2 protein-coding genes are annotated in these 21,408 nt (G+C 75.6%); both read right to left on the bottom strand.

Features of this window, described 5'->3' with window-relative positions; translation table 11 throughout:
* Window positions 1–62 precede the first annotated feature (62 nt).
* Complete coding sequence (gene fabD, locus QWJ13_RS13350) at window positions 63–3,428, bottom strand: ACP S-malonyltransferase (protein ID WP_316524148.1); 3,366 nt, start codon at window positions 3,426–3,428, stop codon at window positions 63–65.
* Window positions 3,425–21,343, bottom strand: a complete 17,919-nt coding sequence (locus tag QWJ13_RS13345; protein WP_316524147.1) for a non-ribosomal peptide synthetase — start codon at window positions 21,341–21,343, stop codon at window positions 3,425–3,427. Before QWJ13_RS13345 ends, fabD begins: the two co-directional genes overlap by 4 nt.
* Window positions 21,344–21,408 lie beyond the last annotated feature (65 nt).

Genomic DNA, 21,408 nt, shown 5'->3' with positions numbered 1-21,408 from the left:
CCCACGGAGGAAGGCCGTCCCCACCCTCCGGTGGAGACGGCCTACACCTGCGGTTCGGCAAGTCAGCGGAAGGTGCTCAGACGCTCCGTGAGGTGGGCTGCGGCGCCCTCCAGGAGGGCATCGGCGATGGCCTCGACGGTTCGGGCTCGCCACGGCTCCAGTGCGGTGCCCGCGACGACCTGGTTGAACGCCCCCATGGCAGGGCCGCTGTGCACCAGGTAGTCGACCCGGGCGCGCTGGTCGCCGCTGACGGCGAGGCGGAAACCGCGCTGGAAGTAGCGGCGGAAGACGGCTGCCAGCTCGGCCTTGGGATCGGCGTCGGGGGCCGGGGCCGGTACGGGCTCCCCGCCGAGGTATCGGTCGAACACCTGGCTCCTGGTCTCCGCGTCGAGCTCGGCGAGCGAGCCGTGACGGCGCCACAGCTCATGCAGCCGGGAGGCGCGGGCGGGGAAGAACAGACCTCGCTTGACGTACCGGGCACGGACGCCGAGCTCGAACATCTCGCCCCAGGGGGCGGTCTCGACGTCGTACTCGCGCATCTCCTGGAGGATGTCCTTCACCTCGGGGCTGGTGGCGGCCTCGACGGAGCACTGGTTGACCGAGCCGGTCAGGACGAAGTCGGCGCCGAGCAGGAAGGCGGCGGCCGCGGCCTCCGGGGTGCCGATGCCACCCGCGCAGCCGACGTGCACCGGGTGGCCGGGCAGAGCGTGCCGGTCCCGCAGCCGGAGCACCGCGGGCAGCAGGGTGAGGAGGTCGGCCGTGCTGTTCAGCCAGCCCCCGTCGGCCTCGACGCACAGGTCGTCGGCCATCGGCCGGCCGGCCGCGGCGCGGGCCTCCTCCGCGGTGACCAGACCGTCCGCGAGCAGCCTGGCGACCACGCGCTCGGGCGGCGGGGCGAGGAACTCGGCGGCGACGTCCGTGCGGGAGACCTTGGCGATGATCCGGCCGCCCTTGAGTCGGAAGCGCACCAGGGCCGGGGTGATCAGCGGGAAGCCGGAGGCCTCGATCAGGTCGACGTCGTGCCGCAGAAGCACGTCGACCAGCGCGTTCTCCTCCTCGGGCGCGCCGTGGCGGTAGAGCAGGTTCGCGCCGAAGGTGCCGCCGAGGCCCAGCTCGGCGGTGATGGCGCGCAGCTGCTGGTCCACCTCGGCCAGGGTGAGCCCGCCGGTGCCGAGGAAGCCGAGCAGGCCCGCCTTGGCGAGCGAGCGGAGCATCTCCCGGCCGGAGATGCCGCCGTGGAGCGAGCCGCCCAGGTAGGCGCGGCGCAGCCCGTACCGCTCGCGGAAGCCGCGCGATCCGAGGCTGTCGGCGTCCACGGCGAACGAGGCCGCGGGCACCGGCCCGGACGCGGGCGCAAGCACGGCCCCGGGAACGGACACGGACGCGGACAGCGGCTGAGGCTCCGGCTCGACCGGGGCCGCGGCGACCGGCGGCACCGGCGCCGGGAGCACCGGCGCCGGGAGCACCGGCGCCGGGAGCGGCTCGGCGGCGTCGCGGATCTTGGTGACCAGCCGGCTGAGCACCTTGCCGGGGCCCAGCTCGACGAACTCGAAGTCCCCGTGCCCCATCAGCCGGCGCACCGTCTCCGTCCAGCGGACCGGGGAGGCGATCTGCGCGGTCAGGGTCGGCGCGATGGCGTCCGCCCGGTACGGCTGGGCGTCCACGTTGGCGAGCACCGGGACGGTCGGCGGGCGCAGCGTGAACCCGCCCAGGAAGACGGCGAACTCCTCCGCCGTGCCTCGCATGTAGCGGGAGTGGAACGGCGCACTGACGTTGAGGCGGACGGCGCGGGCGCCGGCGGCCTCGAAGGCGAGGCAGGCCTCGTCGATCCGGTCCCGGGGGCCGGAGAGGACGAACTGGTCCAGGGCGTTGTGGTTGGCGAGGTCGAGGCCGTCGATACCGGAGTCGGCGAGGGTCCGGGTGATGGTGTCCTCGTCGCAGCCGACGACCGCGGCCATCCCGCCGCCGTCGGCCGCCGCCATCAGCGCGCCGCGGCGCTGCACCAGGCGCAGGCCGGTCTCGAAGTCGAAGACGCCGGCGGCGAACAGGGCCACGTACTCGCCGAGGCTGTGGCCGATCAGGTAGTCGGCAGGCTCCGGGTCCTCGGCGAGGCGGTCCAGGTACGTCAGCGCGCTGACCACGTAGAGGGCCGGCTGGGTGTACTCGGTACGGCCGAGCTTGCGCTCGGGGTCGGCGACGCACAGCTCCTCGATGGAGTAGCCGAGCACCCGGTCCGCGATCGCGGTCTGCTCGGGGAACTTCTCGAACAGTCCCTTGCCCATGCCCCGCTGCTGGGATCCCTGGCCAGGGAAGCCGTAGACCTTCATTCCGTGTGCCTTCCTCGGTGCTGGTACGTCAAGGGCAGGTGCCGCTGCGGGAGTGGGGGCCGTGCCGGATACGGGAACCGTCCCGGGCGCGGGAGCCGGCCCGGGCGCGGGAGCCGGCCTCGGGCCGGCGGCCGCGAGGACCCTGGCGAACAGGCCCGGGTCGTTCCCGAAGGGGCTCAGCAGCGGTAGGGAGACCGAACGGCTCCCGGCCGGCAGGTTGCCGCGGGCGAAGTTGTGGAGGGTGCCGGAGGGGCCGAGGTCCAGATAGAGGAACTCCCCGCGGCCTCGCATGGCGGCCATCGCCTGCTCGAACTCGATGGGCCGGCGGGCGACCTGCCAGAAGTGCTCGGCGTCGGGCCGCTCGACCAGGCGGCCGTCCACGCTGGAGGTCCAGGGCAGGCGCGGCGGCGTGAACGCGATCCCGTCAAAGGCGCCGCGGCAGGCCTCGATCACCTCGTCCATCATGCTGGAGTGGTATCCGTACTCGACCTGCACCCTCTGGTGCATCACGTCGGCGGCGCGCAGCTCGGACTCGGCGCGGTCGAGCGCCGCGTCGGTGCCGGCGACCACGAAGTGGCCCGGGTGGTTGCGGGCAGCCACCTCACAGGCGCGCAGTGCGGGCACCCGGTCCAGCACCTCGGGCCCGGCGAGCACGGCGAGCAGCCCGCCGCGCGGGCCGGCCCGCAGTGCGTCGGCCTGGCGGACCAGCAGCCGCAGGCAGTCCCGCGAGGAGATGCTGCCCGCGACGACGGCCGCCGCGTACTCGCCCAGACTGGAGCCGAGCAGGTGGTCGGGCTCGACGCCCGCAGTCCGCAGGGTCTGCGCCAGGGCGATTTCGATCATGACGATCGCCGGGTGGGTGTACCTGGTGTCGGTGAACAGGTCGTTCTTCCGCATCGCCGGGTCGAAGACCCGGGCCAGGACGGAGTCGCCGAGCGCCTCGGCGGCCTCGGCGTCCAGCCGGCACAGCTCGTCGCGGAAGACCCGGTTGTCGTCGAAGAGCTCCTTGCCCATCCGGTAGTACTGCGAGCCCTGGCCGGAGAACATGAACACCACGGGCAGGGAAGCGGTGCGGGCCTGCTCGGCCGTCGGCCCCCTCATCGGTAGGTGTCCCAGAACAGGCCGGCGGCGGGAGCGGCCGGAGCCCCGGTGGTCGACGGCTCCGCGGTGCCCCGGATGATCACCCGTCGGTCCAGCGTGGGCCGCGGCAGCGGGGCCCGGCCGCCGCGGTGCCCGGCCGGGGCGGGGGCGAGCAGCAGGTGGGCGTTGGTGCCGCCGTCGGCGAAGCAGTTGAGCGCGGCGAGCTGCGCCGAGTCCGGCCACGGACGGGCCTCGCGCGGGAAGTACAGCGGCGAGGCGTCCATGTCGAAGTGATCCAGCGGCACCTGTCCGGAGCCGAACGGCACCTGCCGGCCGTGGTGCAGCATCAGGACCACCTTGATGAACGCGGCAATGCCCTCGGCCGCCAGCGGGTGGCCGATGTTCGGCTTGATCGAGCCGAGCGCGACCGGCTGCCGCGAGTCCTTGCGGTAGACCGACTCCACCGCCTTGAGTTCGAGCAGGTCGGTGACGGTCGAGCCGGAGCCGTTGGCCTCCACCCAGCCGATGTCCTGCGGGCCGTGGCCGCTGCGCGCGAGCGCCTCGACCATGACGTCCTTCTGGGCCTGGAGGTTGGGGGTCGCCGGGCCGGCGGTCCGGCCGTCGTTGTTGATGGCGATGCCGCGCAGGACGGCGAGCACCCGGTCGCCGTCGGCCTCGGCCCGAGCCAGCGACTTGAGGACGACGACACCGATCCCCTCGCCCAGCACCAGGCCGGCCGCCCGACGGTCGAACACGTGGAACTCGGCGCCCGGGTTGAGCAGGCCGCGCTGTCCGAAGACCTGGTGCGCCCGGTCGTCGGCGAGCAGGTTGACCCCGGCGACCACGGCGGCCTCCAGGTTCCCGGCCCGCAGCGCCTGCACGGCCATGTCCATCGCCACCAGCGCCGAGGAGCAGGCGGTGTCGACCACCACACTGGGGCCTCGGAGGTCGAAGAACTGCGAGACGTTGGCGGAGAGGTAGTTCTGGCCGGTGACCACGACCGGGTTCTTGGCCTGCTCCAGGGCGAGGGCGTCCGGCGTGTGGGTGGCCCGGCCGCCGACGTAGACGCCGACCTTGCGGCCCTTCAGGTCGGCCGGGCGGTAGCCGGCGTGGTGGATCGCCTGGTGGACCTCCTCCAGCAGCAGGAGCGCCTGCGGGTCCATGGCCGCCACGTCGGACTCGGAGAGCAGGTAGGCCTTCGGGTCGAAGCGCAGCACCTCGGGGAGCAGGCCGGCGTGGTAGCCGACCGGACGGCCGAAGCGCCGCTCGGGGATCGGGTGCAGGGCCGAGCGGCCCTGGCGCAGCAGCTCCCAGTACCCCTCGGCGGAGGCGGCGTCCGGGAAGCGGCAGGACAGGCCGACCACGGCGATGTCGGTGCCGACGGCGGGCGCGGAGGGTGCCGTGCCGGGGGCGACGGCCTGGGCGGCGGGCGCGGTGGCCGGGGAGGCGGGAGCGGTCGTAGCCGGGGCGGCGGCAGGCGCGGTCGGGGCCGGGGCCGGTCCTGCCGGTGCGGCCTCGCCGAAGGCGGCCGACAGCTCCGCCGGGTGCTCCTCGGCGAGGTACTGCGCGAAACCGTCCGCGGTGGGGTGCTCCAGCAGCGCGGAGGGGTCGACGGTGACGTCCAGCCGCTTGGCGACGGTCTGGACGAGCTGGGAGACCATGATCGAGTCGATGCCGAAGTCGTGCACCGGCACGTCACCCGTCAACTTGGCCCGTTCGAAGCGCAGTTCCTCCGCGAGCCGGTCGAGCAGCCAGGAGGACGCCGCCGCGGCCGCTCCCCGCAGGGCCTTCGAACCGTCGGCGGCCGGGGCCGCCGCCACCGCAGCCGGGGTGGCCGCGGCGACGGGAGCCGCGGGGGCCGCGGCCTCCAGCCGGCGGTCGGTCAGCCGCTCCGGGTGCCACGGCGCGTCCGGCCGCGCGATCGCCGGCAGCACCACCCGGGCGCCGCTGGCCAGCGCCCGATCCAGCAGGTCGAGACCCTGCCGGTCGGTGAGCGTGGCCAGGCCCGAGGCCTGGTAGGCGCCGCTGCGCGCCTCCCCCATGCCGGTGTCCTTCCAGCTCGGCCACTGCACGCTGACCAGCGGCAGCCCGTACGGGCGGGCCTCGGCAACGGCGTCCAGGTAGGCGTTGGCCAGCGCGTAGTCGCTCTGGCCGACGGCGAGCGCGGGGACAGTGGCGGCGACCGAGGAGTAGAGCACGAACAAGCTCAGCGGCTCGTCGCGGAAGACCTCCACCAGGGCGTCGACGCCGAACACCTTCGGGCCGATCACCCGGGCCATGCCGGTCTGCGGCTTGCGGACGAACGCCGGGTTCTCGAAGTCGGTGAAACCGGCGCTGTGGACGACGCCGCCGACCGGGCCGAGCCGCAGCTTGACGTCCGCGAGCGTCTTGGCGAGCGCCTCGCGCTCCTCCAGCGGCACGGCCACGACCTCCAGCTCCACGCCCTGGTCGGCGAGTTCGGCCAGCGGGCGGAGCTTGCGCCCGAGCGGGCCGTCGGCCGCGATGTGTCCGGGCCACTCGCCGCGCGGCGGCAGCTCCTCGCGGCCGGTGAGGACCAGCTTGCGCACGCCGTGCTCGGCGACGAAGTGCCGCGCCGTCAGCAGGCCGATGCCCCGGGTGCCACCGGTGACCCACAGCACGTGCCCTTCCGGGAAGCGCAGCTTCCGTGCCGGGCCCTCGGGCAGCTCACGCAGTTCGGCGCGGTGCCGCACACCGGCCCGCCAGGCGGTCTCAGCGGGCTCGTCGCCGCAGGTCAGCTCCTCGGTCACCCAGTGGGCCAGCTGCTCGTCCGGGGTGCCGCGCTCCAGCTCGACGTGGCGGGAACGCAGGTGGCGGTACTCGCTCTGGAGCATCCGGTAGAGGCCGACGCGGGCTGCGCCGCCGAGGGCGGCCGGGCCGCCGTCGGCGGCGGGCGTCGCGCCCCGGGAGACCATCAGGGCGGTCAGCTCGCGGCTGCCCCGGTCGACCAGCTGCTGGAGCCAGCGCAGCCAGGTGGGCAGGACGGAGTGTGCGGGCGGCAGCGACGGGTCGGCGCAGCCGGCCAGGTCGACCACCGCGTCGAAGCGGTCCCAGCGGGTGGCCGGGTCGGCGAGTTCGGCGGTGAGGGCGTCGACGGTGAGCACCTCGGCGGCCGGCAGCGCAGCAGCCAGCAGGGCGGCCGACGCCTCGGTGCCGGGCGCGGCCAGGACGGCGGTGCGGGCGGGCGGCGCGGTCCGCGCGGCGGGCTCGGCGGGGGTCCACTGCCGGGTCAGCAGCAGGCCTTGCCGGGCACGGTCGCCGTCCAGTGCGGCCAGTTCGGCCTCGGCGGCGGCCAGCCAGATCCGCTCGCCGTCGAAGGGGTAGCCGGGCAGCGCGACCCGGCCGGGCCGGGTGCCCGGGTGCAGGGCCGACCAGTCGACCTTGCGGCCGGTGGTCCAGGCGGCGGCGTACGCTGCGGGGTCGGCCGGCAGGGTGTCGCCGGCGGCCGGACGGCGCGGGTCGACGGCGCCGGTCCAGCTCTCGGCGGGGGTGCGGCCGGCGGCGAACTCCTCCAGGCGGTCGGCGAGTTCGGCCGGGTCGCGGAAGAGCACCGCGAACCGGTGGGCCATCGGCTCGCGGCCGCTCTGGAGCGTCCAGGCGATCTGCTGCGCGTCCGGTGCGGCGCCTTCGACGGCCGCGGCCCTCAGGTGGGCGGCCAGGCGGCGGGCCTGTCGGGTCAGCCGGTCGGCGTCCCGGGCGGAGAGCACGGCCAGCTGGGGGCCGACCGGGGCAGCCGGGGTCTGCGGCGCGCCGAGGTACTCCTGCAGGATGATGTGGGCGTTGGTGCCGCCCGCGCCGAAGGAGCTGACGCCCGCGGTGCGCGGCCGTACGGTGCCGTCCGCGTCGGCCCTGCGCGGCCAGGGCGCCCGCTCGCGCTGCACCTCGAACGGGGTCGCGCCGAAGTCGATGTTCGGGTTGAGCCGGTCCGCGTGGAGCGAGGGGGCGAGCTCGCCGTGGCGCAGCTGGAGCAGCACCTTGGTGATCGCCGCGATGCCGGCCGCCGATTCGGCGTGCCCGATGTTGGACTTCACCGACCCGATCGGCAGCCGCTCGGGCAGGTCGCCCTTGAAGGCCCGCAGCATGCCGTTGACCTCGACCGGGTCGCCGAGCGCGGTGCCGGTGCCGTGCGCCTCCAGGTAGTCGAGGTCGGCGGGGCGCAGCCCGGCGCGCTCCAACGCCACCCGGACCAGGTCGCCCTGCGCCTGCGGGTTGGGGACGCTGTAACCGGCGCCCGCGCCGCCGTGGTTGACGGTGGAGGCCTTGACCACCGCGAGGATGCGGTCGCCGTCGGCCAGCGCCGCGTCCAGGCGCTTGAGCAGGACGGCGCCGGAGCCCTCGGCGGGGACGTAGCCGGTGCCGCCCTCGCCGAAGCTGCGGCAGCGGCCGTCCTCGGCCAGGAAGCCGCGCTGGGCGAGCTGGAGGAACTTCACCGGGTGGCTGGAGATGTTGACGCCGCCGGCGACGGCGACCTCGCAGTCCCCGTTGCGGATGGCCAGGCAGGCCTGGTGGATGGTGACCAGCGAAGAGGAGCACATGGTGTCCAGGGCAACGCTGGGCCCGGCGAAGTCGAAGAAGTACGAGACCCGGTTGGCCACCGAGGCGTAGGAGGAGGAGGTCGCGAAGCCCTTGCCGCGAAGCGCCTCCTGGACGCCGTACAGCTGGTAGTGGCCGTACATCATGCCGACGAACACGCCGGTGCGGGTGCCGCGCAGTTGCTCGCGGGTGTAGCCGGCGTCCTCCAGCAGGTGCCAGACGGTCTCCAGGAACACCCGCTCCTGCGGGTCGGTGTGCTCGGCCTCGATCTGCGACATGCGGAAGAACAGCGGGTCGAAGCGGTCGGCGCCGCGCACGAAGCCGCCCCACTTGCCGTAGGTCTTGCCGAAGACGGACTTGTCGGCGTCGTAGAAGCGAGCGTGGTCCCAGCGCTCGCCGGGGATCTCCTCGACGCTGTCCCGGCCGGACCGCAGGTTGCGCCAGAACTCGTCCACGTCGTCGGCCTGCGGGTAGCGGCCGGCCACTCCGATGATGGCGATGTCGTCCCCGGCGGGGGCGGCGTCCGCCGGGGCGGCGGGAGCGGCGGGAACGGCGAGGGGCGCGGCGGCGGGCTCGGCGGGCGAAACCGGCTCGGCGGGCTCGGCGGGCACGGCGGGCACGCTCGGCGCGGCGAAGGCCTCCGGGTGTGCGGTGGCCAGGTGCTCCGCCAGCTGGGCGACCGTCACATACTCGAAGAGCAGCGTCTTCGACAGCGGCCCGACCCGTTCCTCCAGGCGCCGCACCAGGCTCATGGTGATCAGCGAGTCCACCCCGTAGTACTCGAAGGGCTCGGTGACGGTGATCTCGGCCTGGGGCAGCTTCAGCTCCTCGGCGAGCAGCCGCAGCACCAGCGCCTCGGCCCGTTCCCGCCCGGTGCCGCCCTGCTCGGCCGAAGCCGGGGCGAGCGCGTCCGAGGCGGCCGGCCCGGCCTCCGGCTCGGGGGCCCGGCGGCCGTCGAGGGCGGCCAGGATCCGGGCCGGGTCGCCCGGGGCGAGCAGCAGCCGGGGCGCGGTGCCGTTCAGCGCGCGCTCCAGGGCCGCCACGCCCGGGGCGGTGCGCACCGGGCGCATTCCCAAGGTGCGGCCCATGAACTCCTCGGCGGCGGCGTCGATCCGCATGCCGCCGTCGGCCCAGACCGGCCAGGCGGCGGCCAGGGTGCGGCCCCGCCGGGTGCCCTGGCGGCGCCGCTCCTCGCGCTGCTCGGCGAAGTGGTCGAGGAAGGCGTTGGCGAAGGCGTAGTCGCCCTGGCCGATGTTGCCGAAGGCGGCGGCCGCCGAGGAGAGGGCGACGAAGTAGTCCAGCGGCTCGTCCCGGGTGGCGTCGTCGAGCAGCACGGTGCCGTGCACCTTCGCGGCCAGGACGGCCTCGGCGTCGGCCCGCTCCTTGCGCCCGAGCAGGCCGTCGCGCAGCACCCCGGCGGCGTGCAGGACACCGCTGACCGAGCCGTGGGCCCGGCGGGCCTCGGCGATCAGGGTGCGTACGCCGGCCGGGTCGGCGATGTCGGCCAGGACGACCCGGGCGCCGGCCGCCTCGGCCCTGGCGAGCGCCACGGGGCCGGGGGCGGTGCGGGCGGCGAGCACGATCCCGCCCGCGGTGGCACCGGCGCCACGACGGGCGGCGGCCAGGTGCTCGGCGAGCAGCAGGCCGAGGGCGCCGGTGCCGCCGGTGATCAGGTGGGCCCCGGTGCCGGTGAACGCCGGCTCGGCGGCAGGCAGTTCGGCCTGCCGCCAGGCGCGGCGGGTACGGCCGTCGGCCCCGGTGCGCACCTCGGCTTCGCCCTGGGCGCGCAGCTCGGCGGCCACCGCTTCGGCGAGCGGGCCGGCGGCGACGGTCAGCACGCCGAAGTCCACCGCGGGGTGCTCCAGGCGCACGGTACGGGCGAAGCCGGCCATCGCGGGGTGGACGGGCGAGGCCGAGGCCTCGCGGTGGGCGTAGAGGTAGCGCAGGGCCCCGCGCCGCTCGCGCTGCCAGGCCTGCAGGAAGGCCAGGGCGCCGTGGAAGCCGTGCTCGACGGCGCTGGCGGTGCCGGCGTCCTCGTCGGCCAGGTGGACCACGTCGACCGGGCCGGCCGGCAGGGCGCGGACGGTCGCGTCGGCGTCGAAGCCGGTGCCGAGGGCGACCACCCGGGCCTCGGCCCCGGATTCGGTGAGCACGGCGGCCACGGCCCGGCCGCGGGTGCCGGCGTCCAGCACCAGTACGGTGCCGGCCGGCTCCCGGGCGGCGGCGGGCGCGGGGCGCCAGAGCGGCTCGAAGGCGTGGACGGTGTCGGAGGCCGCCGGGGCGGCGGCCGGGACGGCCCGCAGGGTGAAGGTGTCGATCGAGGCGAGGACCGCCCCGGCCTCGTCCAGCAGGGCGACGTCGAAGCAGAGCGTGCCCGTCGGGGCGGGGCGCGCCGAGGGGGTGGCGTACGCGTGGACCCGCTCGGGCAGGTCGGCGTACAGCCGCACCGCCCCCAGCGAGAAGGGCAGGTACGGCACCGGGACGGCCGGGTCGCCCGCCCCCGGCGCGAGCCGTCCGGCGGTCTGCAGGGCGGCGTCGAGCAGCGAGGGGTGGAAGGCGTACCCGCCGGCCTCGGCGCGCAGCGCCTCGGGCAGCCGCAGCGTCGCCAGGGCCTCGCCGGCGCCCTGGGCGAGCCGGTCGATCACCCGGAAGCCGGGCCCGTAGTCGAAGCCGAGCCGGGAGAAGGCCCGGTAGCAGTCCGGTCCGTCGTGGACGGTGGTGCAGCGCTCGCGCACCGCGCCCAGGTCGACCGGGGCCGGGCGGTTCCCGGCCTCGCCGAACAGCAGGGTGCCCCGGGCGTGCACCGGGGCGCCCGCCCCGGCGGTGCGCACCTCGAAGGAGGCCCGCTCGACGGCGCTCCCGGCGCGCTCGCCGGTCAGCCTGACCAGCAGCCGGTGCTCGTGGGTGCCGACCGGCAGCCGGACCGGGCTCGCCCAGACCAGGCCGTCCACCCCGCGCACCGGGGTCCCGCCGGCGGACAGCTCGCCGGCCAGCCGGGCCATCTCCAGGTAGGCGACGCCGGGCAGCACCCGCTCGCCGCCGACCACGTGGTCGCGCAGGAAGTACTCCTCGCCGGTCAGCGTCTTGCCGAAGAGCTGCTCGCCGAAGGTGGAGAGGTTGGCGTCCAGCAGGGTCGGGTGCAGGCGCCCGGCCGACTCCCCCGCCGAAGGCGCGGAAGGCGCGGAAGCCGCCATGGCCTGGGGCACCGGGACGGCCAGGGCCGTGGCAACCCAGTGCCGGGTGCGGGCGAACGGGTACGCCGGCAGATGGACCCGGCGGCGGGCGGCGCCGCGGTGCAGGGCCGCCCAGTCGACCTCGGCGCCGGCCAGCCAGTCCCGCGCGAGCGCCGTCAGGTCCGTGCCCCCGGTGGCCGGGCGGGCGGTGACGGCCCTTTCGGCCTGCCCGGTGCGCACGGCCGACGGGCGGCCGGCCAGGTGGGCGGTCAGCTCGGCGCGCAGCGCGGCCGGGCCGTCGGCGACGACGGCGAGCCGGTGGGCCATCGGCTCGCGGCCGACCTGGAGGGTGTACGCGAGGTCGGCGGCGTGCACGTCCTGCTGCGCCAGGTGGTCGGCGAGCCGCTCGGCGGTCCGCCGCAGCGCTTCCTCGTCGCGGGCGGAGAGCACGTACAGCTGCTCCGTCGCGCTCTCCTCGCGGGTGTCCGGCACGTTCGGTTCCTCCAGCACGATGTGCGCGTTGGCCCCGCCGAAGCCGAAGGAGCTGACCCCGCCGCGGCGCGGCAGGTCGCTCCCGGCGGCATCGCGCGGGCGCGGCCAGGGTCGGGCGGTGGCGGCCACCTCGAAGGGGCCGCCGTCGAGCTCCAGGTACGGGTTCTGCTCCTGGAAGTGCAGGCTGGCCGGGATGGTGGCGTGCCGCAGGGCGAGCGCGACCTTGAACAGCCCGGCGATGCCGGCGGCGGCCTCCAGGTGGCCGATGTTGGTCTTGACCGAGCCGATCGCACAGCCGGGCGCGGCGGTGCCGCCCTGCTCGGCGCGCAGCCGGCGGAAGGCGGTGCTCAGCCCGGTGGTCTCGATCGGGTCGCCGAGCGCCGTCCCGGTGCCGTGCGCCTCGATGTAGCCGACGCTCTCCAGCGGGACCCCGGCGCAACGGTAGGCCTCGACCAGCAGGTCGGCCTGGGCGTCCGGGTTGGGGGCGGTGAGCGAGGTGGTGCGGCCGCCGTGGTTGAGTGCCGCCGAGCGGATGACGGCGTGCACGGCGTCGCCGTCGCGCTGCGCCCGGTCCTCGGGCTTGAGCAGCACCACGCCGGCGCCCTCGCCGCGCACGTAGCCGTCGGCCCGGCGGTCGAAGGCCTTGCAGCGGCCGTCGGGGCTGAGCATCTCGCCCCGGCTCAGCGCCTCGTACACCCCCGGCGACAGGATCAGGCTGACGCCGCCCGCGATGGCGAGCTCGCAGGTGCCGTCGCGCAGGGCGGCGGCGGCCTGGTGGACGGCGGTGAGCGAGCCGGAGCAGGCGGTGTCCACCGCGATGCTGGGGCCGCGCAGGTCCAGCAGGTAGGAGACCCGGTTGGGGACGATGGACAGCGCGGCGCCGGTGATGGTGTGGCCCTCGGTGCCCCGCCCGGCGGCCCGCTGGACTTCCAGGTAGTCGGAGTTGGTGACGGCGATGAAGACGCCCACCCGCTTGCCGGCCAGCTCGGACGGACGGTACCCGGCGTCCTCGATGGCCGACCAGACGACCTCCAGGACGAGCCGCTGCTGCGGGTCCATCAGCTCGGCCTCGCGCGGGGAGATCCCGAAGAAGGCGGCGTCGAAGCGGTCCACGTCGGGGGCGAAGCCGCCCCAGCGGGAACGGGTGCCGGGGTGGTCGCGCCAGTCCCAGCGCTCGGCGGGGATCTCGCCGACCAGGTCGTGCCCGGCGGCGAGGTGCTGCCAGAACTCCTTGAGGTCGGTGGAGCCGGGCAGCCGGCCGGCCATGCCGATGACGGCGATGCCGGTGCCGCGCGCCCGCTCGGCGGCCGGTGCGGGCGCGGTGGCGGGCGCCTGCGCGACCGCGGCCGGGAGGGTGCCGAAGCGGGCCGTCAGCTCGGCGCTGTGGTGCTGCCACAGGTGCTCGGCCAGCGCCAGCAGGGTGCCGCGCTGGTAGAAGAGCGTGGGGTAGACCTCGATCCCGTACTGCTTGCGCAGCTCGGTGCTGAGTTCGGTGAAGCTCACCGAGTTCATGCCGACCTCGCCGAGCGGAGTGCGCGGGCCGATCTCCTCGGCACTGGTCCCGGCGATCCGGGCGACACTGGCGGCGAGCTCGGCGACCAGCAGCCCGACCCGGTCGGCCGGAGTGGCGGCCGAAGTGGCGGCCGGAGCGGCCGGGTCGACGGCGCCGGTGCCGGTGCCGTAGCGGGCGCGCAGCTCGGCGACCGGCAGGGTGGCCAGGGCGGCCCGGTCGACCTTCTCGTTGAGGGTGTGCGGGAAGCCGGTGACCGGGACCAGCAGGTCCGGGAGCATGTGGCCGGGCAGCCAGGCGGCGAGCTGCTCACGGGTCGGCTCGACGGCACCCTCGACCGGCACGTAGCAGGCCAGCAGCGAGTGGTGGGCGCCGTCCTTGCCGCGGGCCACCACGACGGCCTCGCGCACGCCGTCCAGCCGGCGCAGCGTCGCCTCGATCTCCTCCAGCTCGACCCGGAAGCCGCGCACCTTCACCTGGGAGTCGATCCGGCCGAGGTACTCCAGCCGGCCGTCGGCGAGCCGGCGGACCAGGTCGCCGGTGCGGTACATCCGGGCGGCGGGGCCGTCGGCGAAGGGGTCGGGCAGGAAGCGTTCGTCGGTGAGCTCGGGTCGGCCCAGGTAGCCGGAGGCCACGCCGTCGCCGCCGATGTACAGCTCGCCGGCCACACCGGTGGGCACCGGGCGACGGGAGCTGTCGAGCACGTGGAGCAGGGTGTTGGCGATCGGGAGGCCGATGGTGACCTTCTCGCCCCGGCGCAGCCGCGCGGCGGTGGACCAGATGGTGGTCTCGGTGGGGCCGTACAGGTTCCACACGGCACGGTTGCCCGCGATCAGGGCCTCGGCGGTGTCGGCGGGCAGCGCGTCGCCGCCGCAGAGCACGGTCAGGCCCGGGTCGCCCTTCCAGCCGGCGGCGAGCAGCATGCCCCAGGTCGCCGGGGTGGCCTGGACGACGGTGGCCCGTGAGCGTTCCAGCGCCTCGCGCAGCCGCAGGCCGTCCTTGGCGGTCTCGGTGTCGAGCACCTCGACGGTGCCGCCGCTGATCAGCGGGAGGTAGAGCTCCAGGCCGGAGATGTCGAAGCAGACGGTGGTCAGCGCGAGCAGGGTGTCGCCCGGACCGAAGCCGGGCTCGCGGGCCATCGACCAAAGGAAGTTGACCAGCGCGCGGTGCGGGACGGCGACGCCCTTGGGCTGCCCGGTGGAGCCGGAGGTGTAGAGGACGTAGGCGGTGTCGCAGGGCTCGGCCGGACCGGGCGAGGGGGCCTGGGGCGGCTGCTCCTCGCCGTCGACCAGCAGCCGGGGCACCGCGCCGTACCCGCCGGGGATCGAGGAGTGGGTGAGCATCAGATGCAGCCCGGCGTCCTCGGCCATGTAGGCGAGGCGCTGCCGCGGGTAGGCGGGGTCGAGCGGCACGTAGGCGCCACCGGCCGCCTGGACGGCGAGCAGGGCGACCGGCAGGCCGGCGTCGCGCGGCAGCAGCACGCCGACGGTGCGGCCCCGGCCGACCCCGGCGGCGCGCAGCCGGGCGGCCAGGGCCTCGGCCTGCTCGACGAGTTGACGGTACGTCAGTTCGGTGTCGCGGTGGCGGACGGCCACCTGTCCGGGCCGGGCCTCGGCCTGGCGGCGGACCAGCTCCCAGACCAGGGTGTCGGCCGGGTAGTCGGCAGCCCCGGGCGCGGCGAGGGCGGCCCGCTCGTCGGCGGTCAGCAGGTCGAGGTCGCCGACGGCGGTCTCGGGGCCCGCGACGGCGGCGGCGAGCAGGGTGGTGAAGTGCTCGCCGATCCGCTCGACGGTGGCGGTGTCGAACAGCTCGGGGTCGTACTTGAGGGTCCAGCGGCAGCCCTCGGACTGCTCGACGACCTCCAGGGTGAGATCGAACTCGCCCTCCTGGTGGACGCCTTCGACCGGGCCGAGGACGACGCCGCCCTGCTGTGCGGCCCGGGTCCAGTTCTGGAAGTAGAAGGCGGTGTTGAAGGGGGCGGAAGCGGCGGGGTCCTCCCGGCGCAGGTCCTCGGCGAGGCTGAGCAGCGGGTAGGCGCTGTGGTCCAGGGCGTCCAGGACGGTGCGGTGGACCCGTCGGACCAGGGTGCGGAAGGCCTCCCGGGTGTCGATCCGCTCGGCGAGGACCACCATGTTCATGAAGTAGCCGAACACGTCCTCGTAGCCGCCGGCGGGGCGGCCGGCAGTGGGGGTGCCCACGGCGAGGTCGGCCTGGTCGGTGTAGCGGTGCAGCAGGGCGAAGTACCCGGCCAGCAGGACACCGAAGAGCGAGGTCTGCTCGGCCGCGGCGAGGGCGCGGGCGCGCTCGGCGACCTCGGCGGGGATGTGCCCGTCGACACTGGCGCCCCGGAAGCCGGGGACGGCCGGGCGGGGGCGGTCCAGCGGCAGCGGCACGGTGGTGCGGCGGCCGCGCAGCCGCTCCGCCCAGTAGGCGCGCAGCCGCTCGCCCTCGGGGCCGGCCAGCAGGTCCCGCTGCCAGGCGGTGAAGTCGGCGTAGCTGCGGGCGGGGCGGTCGGCGGGCAGCGGCCGGCCGGCGCGCAGGGTGCGGTAGCCGCCTTCGAGTTCGGTGAGCAGGCCGGCGATGGAGAGGCCGTCGAAGACCAGGTGGTGGAAGGTCAGCAGCAGGGCCTGGCGGCCGTCGCCGAGGGTGTACAGGGTGGCGCGCAGCAGCGGGCCGGCGGCGAGGTCGAAGGTGCGCCGCAGGTCCTCGCGCATCCGCTCGCGCAGGTCGGCCTCGTTCCGGGTGGTGAGCCAGATCTGCTGGAAGGGCAGCTCGGGTTCGGCGGCGATCCGCGCGTACGGGCCGTCCTCGCCGGTGCGGACGGTGGCGCGCAGCTCCTCGTGGCGGTCCAGCAGGTCCTGGAGGACGACGCGCAGGGCGAGCACGTCGGCTTCGGCGTCCAACCAGAGGGCGAGCGGCAGGTTGTAGGCGTAGTTGCCGGGGGCGATCTGCTCGATCACCCACAGGGCGCGCTGGCCTTCGGAGAGCCGGTGCGTGGTCAGCTCGCGGTCGCCGCGCGGGCGCAGCACCAGCTCGGCGGCGGCGCCGACGGGCGTGGCGGCGGGTGGGGCGACGGGCGTGGCCGGCGCGGCGGGCGGGGTGACGGGGGCGGTCCGGGCGGCCGGCGCGGCCGCGGCGACGGCGTCGGCGAGCCAGCCGGAGGCCAGGTGGTCGGCCAGCTCACGCAGGGTGGGCCGCTCGAAGAAGTCGCCCAGCGGCACGGTGACGCCGAAGGCTTCGTCCACCGCGGTGACGATCTTCATCCCGCTGAGCGAGTCGAAGCCGTAGTCGGCGAGCGGGCGGTCCGGGTCGATCCGCTCGTCCAGCTTGAGGACCCGCTCGACGAGCTCGCGCAGTCGCTCGCCCACCGCGCCGGCGGCATCGGCCCGGACGTCCCGCGCCGGGGCCGCCTGGGCGGTTTCCGGCGCCGTGCCGGTACGGGCGGGGGTGGCGGCCGTCGGGACGGCGCCGAGCACCGCGCCGTCGCTCTCGGCGACCAGCACGGTCTGGCCCAGGTCGCCCGCGCCGAGCGCGCGGACCGGGCGGAAGCCCTCCTCGTGCAGCAGCCTGGTCCAGCCGTCGGGCGAGGCGAGCGGCGAGTCGGGCATGCGCAGCTCGCCGTCGTCGAAGACCCACCAGCCTTCCAGCACGCCGCCGCCGATGGTCAGCAGCGCGCGCACCTCGGTCAGCTCGTTGAGGACCAGCCAGCCGCCGGGGCGCAGCAGCGCCTTGGCCTTGCGCAGGGTGGCTCGGAGGTTGCGGGTGGCGTGCACCACGTTGGTGGCGAGCACCAGGTCGGCCGAGGCCGGGGTGAAGTCCTGCTCGGCGAGGCCGCGGTCCAGGTTGAGCACCTGGTAGCGGGTGAACGGGTAGCGGTCGGCGAAGCGCTCGCGGCCGTACTCCAGGAAGCGCGGCGAGATGTCGGTGAAGGTGTAGCCGACCCGGCCCGGGTGCGCGGCCAGGGCGGGCAGCACCCGCTCGCTGGTGGCGCCGGTGCCGGCGCCCAGTTCGACCACCTCGACGGTGCGGCCGGCCGGCAGCTGCGGCAGGCGCAGGTCCAGGAAGCAGCGGACGGTCTCGTGCACCAGCAGGTTGAAGGAGTCGGTGAGCGGGTTGCCCTTGTAGAAGTTCTGCACCAGCTCCATCGACGAGCCGGGGAACATGATCTCGGTGGCACCGACCTCGCCGCGCAGGATCTGCGGGTAGGACTGCAGGAACAGCCGGTTGAGGGTGACGGTCGGCTCGATGTCCGGGTACTCGGCGGCCAGCCGGTCGAACTCGGCCTCCCAGCGGGGTGCCAGCTCGGCCTGGTCGACGGTGTCCACGGCGGCGAGGGTGGTGATCCGCTCGCCGTCACGAGTGAGGAAGCCGGCGGCGGTGAGGATGTTGAGCAGCGCCTCGTGCATCCGGTCGAACTTGTGCAGGATGCCCAGCGCGGTGCGCAGCTCCCCCGGGTGATGGCGCTCGCCGGAGCGGCGGAAGACGCCCATCCGCTGGTAGACGCCGAGCAGCATGGCCGCGGAGACCGTTTCCAGCTCGTCGTAGCCGGCCAGCACCCGGCGCGCGGCCGGGTCGGGCTCCACGGCGGCGGCCAGGCGGTCGGCGGCGTCGGCCAGAGCGGCCGGGTGACCTCCGGGCAGCAGCTCGCCGTCGAGCGACGGATCGTGTCCCATGGCCTCCAGCGCGCGGCGGTTGGCCCGGATCGGCATGGCCTGCGGCAGGCCGGCGGCGAGGATGCGCCGGATCGCGGCGAGGCCCTGGGCGGCGGTGAAGGGGGTGATGCCCAGGCCCGCGAAGATGTCCTCCAGGCCGGGCTGGGTGCCGGAGCCGACCTGGCCCCAGTAGCCCTGGTTGATCACGGTGACCGGCGCGTCGAGGCGCTCGCGCAGGAACAGCGCGTAGGCGTCCTCGGTGGCGGAGGCGCAGATGTAGGCGCCGTTGCCCGCGAAGCTGCCGAAGGAGCCGGCCGAGGAGAAGTAGGTGAGGAAGTCCAGCGGCTGGTCGGCGACGGCGGCGGCGAGCGCGGCGGCGCCCGCGGTCTTCACCCGGGTCGCGGCGGTGAAGGCGGCCTCGTCGAGGTCGGCGATCAGGTGGTTGTCGAAGGCCATGGCGGCGTGCACCACGCCGTGCAGCGCCCCGAAGCGGAGGCGGGCCTCGGCGACGGCGGCGGCGAGGTCCGCACGGGAGCAGGCGTCGCCGCGCACGTGGGCGACCTCGCCGCCGTGGGCACGGATCTCCTCGGCGCGGGCCTCGTGCTCGGCGCCCAGCGCGCCGCGGCTGAACCAGACGAGCTTGGCACGGTGGCGGCGGGCCAGGTGCAGGCTCAGTTCCTGGGCGATGCCGCCGGTGCCGCCGACCAGCAGGTAGACCCCGCCGTCGCGGAAGACCGGCCCGCCCTCGGGCAGGTCGATCCGGCCGAGCCGGCGGTGGTACCGCACCCCGCCGCGCAGGGCGACGGTGCGGCCGGCGCCGTCCAGTGGCTCGGCGAGGACGGCCTCGGCGAGGGCGCGCAGCGCGGTGTCGTCCTCGGTCTCGGCGGAGGCGAGGTCGATGCCCACCACCCGCAGGTCGGGGCGCTCCTTGGGCGCGACCTGGAGCAGGCCGTGGAGGCCGGCGGCGAAGGGGTTGGCCACGGTGCTGCCGGCGGCCGGCTGCGCGTCGGTGGTGACGACGGCGACCCGGTCGGCGCGGCCGGAGTTGAGCAGCCGGAAGAGCGAGAGCGAGCCGTACCGCAGGTGCTCGTCGGCCTCGCGTTCGCCGGTGCCCTCGGCGATGCGCAGTCCGGCGCCGCCGAGGTGGAGCACGAGGTCCGCGCCGCCCGTACGGGTCAGCCAGTCGGCGTCGTCCAGGTCCACCAGTTCGACCCGGGCGGACGGGCGGGCGGCGGCGACGGCCTCGCCGAGGCGGCGGGAGGCGGCGGTGACCAGGGCGACGATCCGCTCGGGCCGGGCGGCGGCCTCGGCCGGGGCCTGGGCGCGCACCCAGAGCGGGCGGTAGGACGCGGGCCCGTCCTGGCCGGGTTCGGCCGTGGCGGCGGGGGCGGCCGGGGCGGGCGGCTGCGGGATCCAGTAGCGGCGGCGGGCGAAGGGGTAGCCGGGCAGCGCGATCCGACGGGCGGCGGCGGGGGTGGTGCGCGACCAGTCGACGACCGCTCCGGCCACCCAGTGCCCGGCCACTGCCGCGAGGTCACGGCGGGCCAAAGCGCCTTCCAGCGCGGCGACTTGATCGTCCGTCAGGTCGACCCGGGCGCGCTTGGCGCGGCCGAGCACGAGCTCGGCGGGCACCTGCCCGGCCGCGTACGCCGTCAGCAGTTCGACGGCCCGCTCCGGCGCGGCGGCCACCAGGGCAAGCCGGAACTCGTGGCCGGTGCGGCCCGACTGGAGGGTGTGCGCGACATCGGCGAGCCGGGGCCCGCCGGCCTCGGGGGCGGCCGCGGGGAGCGCCCCGGCCATGGCCTCGGCGACCGCGCCGACGGTGCCCGCGGCGATCGCGGCGGCGGGCAGTTCGGTGCCCGTCTCGGCGGCCAGCAGGGCGTGGTAGCGGGCCAGTTCGGCCACCCCGAAGCCGCAGTCGGCGAGTTCGCTGCCGAGGTCGAGGAACTCCGGTGCCACGCCCACGGTTTCGGCGGCCAGCCGCAGGCAGAGCTGCTGGGAGTCGGCCAGCGCGCCGGGGTCGGCGGCGGGCCGCGCCGGGGCGTCCTGGCGCAGGAAGGCCGCGAGTTCACCGGCGGCGGCGCGCAGCCGGTCCTCGGCCTTGGCGGAGAGCACCAGCAGCTGCGGCTGACCCGCCTGGACCTCCTCCGGCGCGCCGTCCGGCAGGTACTCCTCGACGACCACGCAGGCATTGGCGCCGCCGCCGCCGAAGGAGCTGACCACCGCGCGCAGCGGCAGCTGCTCGCGGGCGCCGTCCGCGCCGGTGCGCTCCTGGCGCTGCCAGGGCCGCAGGACCTGCTGGACCTCGAAGCGGGTGGTGGAGAAGTCGATCTCCGGGTTGAGCCGGGCGGAGTTCAGCGAGGGCACCAACTGCCCGTGCTGGAACTGCAGCAGCACCTTGGTGAGCCCGGCGATGCCCGCGGCGGACTCCAGGTGGCCGATGTTGGACTTCACCGAGCCGAGCGCGACGGTCGGCAGCTCGGCGCGGCGGGCCGGGTCGGTCCGCCCGCCGAAGGCCTCGACCAGCCCGGAGACCTCGATCGGGTCGCCGAGCGGGGTGCCGGTGCCGTGCGCCTCCACATAGCCGACGGTGTCGGCCGCCACCCCGGCCCGGCCGAGCGCGCCGCGGATCACCCCGGCCTGGGCGGCCGAGCTGGGAACGGTGTAACCACCGGTCTTGCCACCGGAGTTGATGGCCGAGCCACGGATCACGCCGAGGATCCGGTCGCCGTCGGCGATCGCCGTCCGCAGCGGCTTGAGCAGCACCGCGCCGACGCCTTCGCCGTCGACGAAGCCGTCCGCGCCTTCGCCGAAACTCTTCAGCCTGTCGTCGTGCGAGATCATCCCGCGCCGCGCCAGGGTCTTCAGGTGCATCGGGTGCAGGATCAGGTTGACACCGCCGGCGATCGCGGCGGCGCACTCCCCGTTGCGCAGGCTCTCGCAGGCCAGGTGGATCGCGGTCAGCGAGGCCGAGCAGGCGGTGTCCACCGCGAGGCTCGGGCCGGTGAAGTCGAAGGTGTACGAGACCCGGTTGGCGATCGACCAGTAGTTGGAGTGCGCGTCGGTCCGCACCCCCAGGGCGCTCGCCTCTCCGCCCATCCACTCGTAGTTGCCGTTCATCACGCCGACGAACACGCCGACCGGGCCCTGGGCGGCCAGCCGGGCCGCCGGGTAGCCGGCGTCGTCCAGCGTGAGCGCGGCGGTCTGCAGGAACAGCCGCTCCTGGGGGTCCATCGCCTCCGCGTCGGCCGGGGAGATCTGGAAGAACAGCGGGTCGAACTTGTCGACGTCGTCGATGAACCCGGCCCACTTGCTGTAGCCGCCGCGCACTCCGGCAGGGTCCCAGTGGGCGTCCGCGTCCCAGCGCTCGGCGGGCACCTCGCGGATGCAGTTGCGGCCCGCGACCAGGTTGTCCCACAGCCCGCCGACGGTGTCGGCCAGCGGGTACCGGCCGGCGACGCCGACCACCGCCACGCCCTCGTCGGCCAGGGTCGCGGCCTTGGCACCGGCCCCCGCCTGGGCCAGCAGGTTCAGCAGCAGCTTGCGCTTGTCGTCCACAATTGCTCTCTCTCACAGGTCATCGGTCGGCCGCGACGGGCCTGGTGCGTACCGCTGCTGCGCCG

This window comes from Kitasatospora brasiliensis, assembly GCF_032654805.1.
GTDB classification, from domain to species: Bacteria; Actinomycetota; Actinomycetes; order Streptomycetales; family Streptomycetaceae; genus Kitasatospora; species Kitasatospora brasiliensis.
The sequence above is the reverse complement of the archived record's forward strand: the minus strand, read 5'-3'. Positions and strand labels throughout refer to the sequence as shown.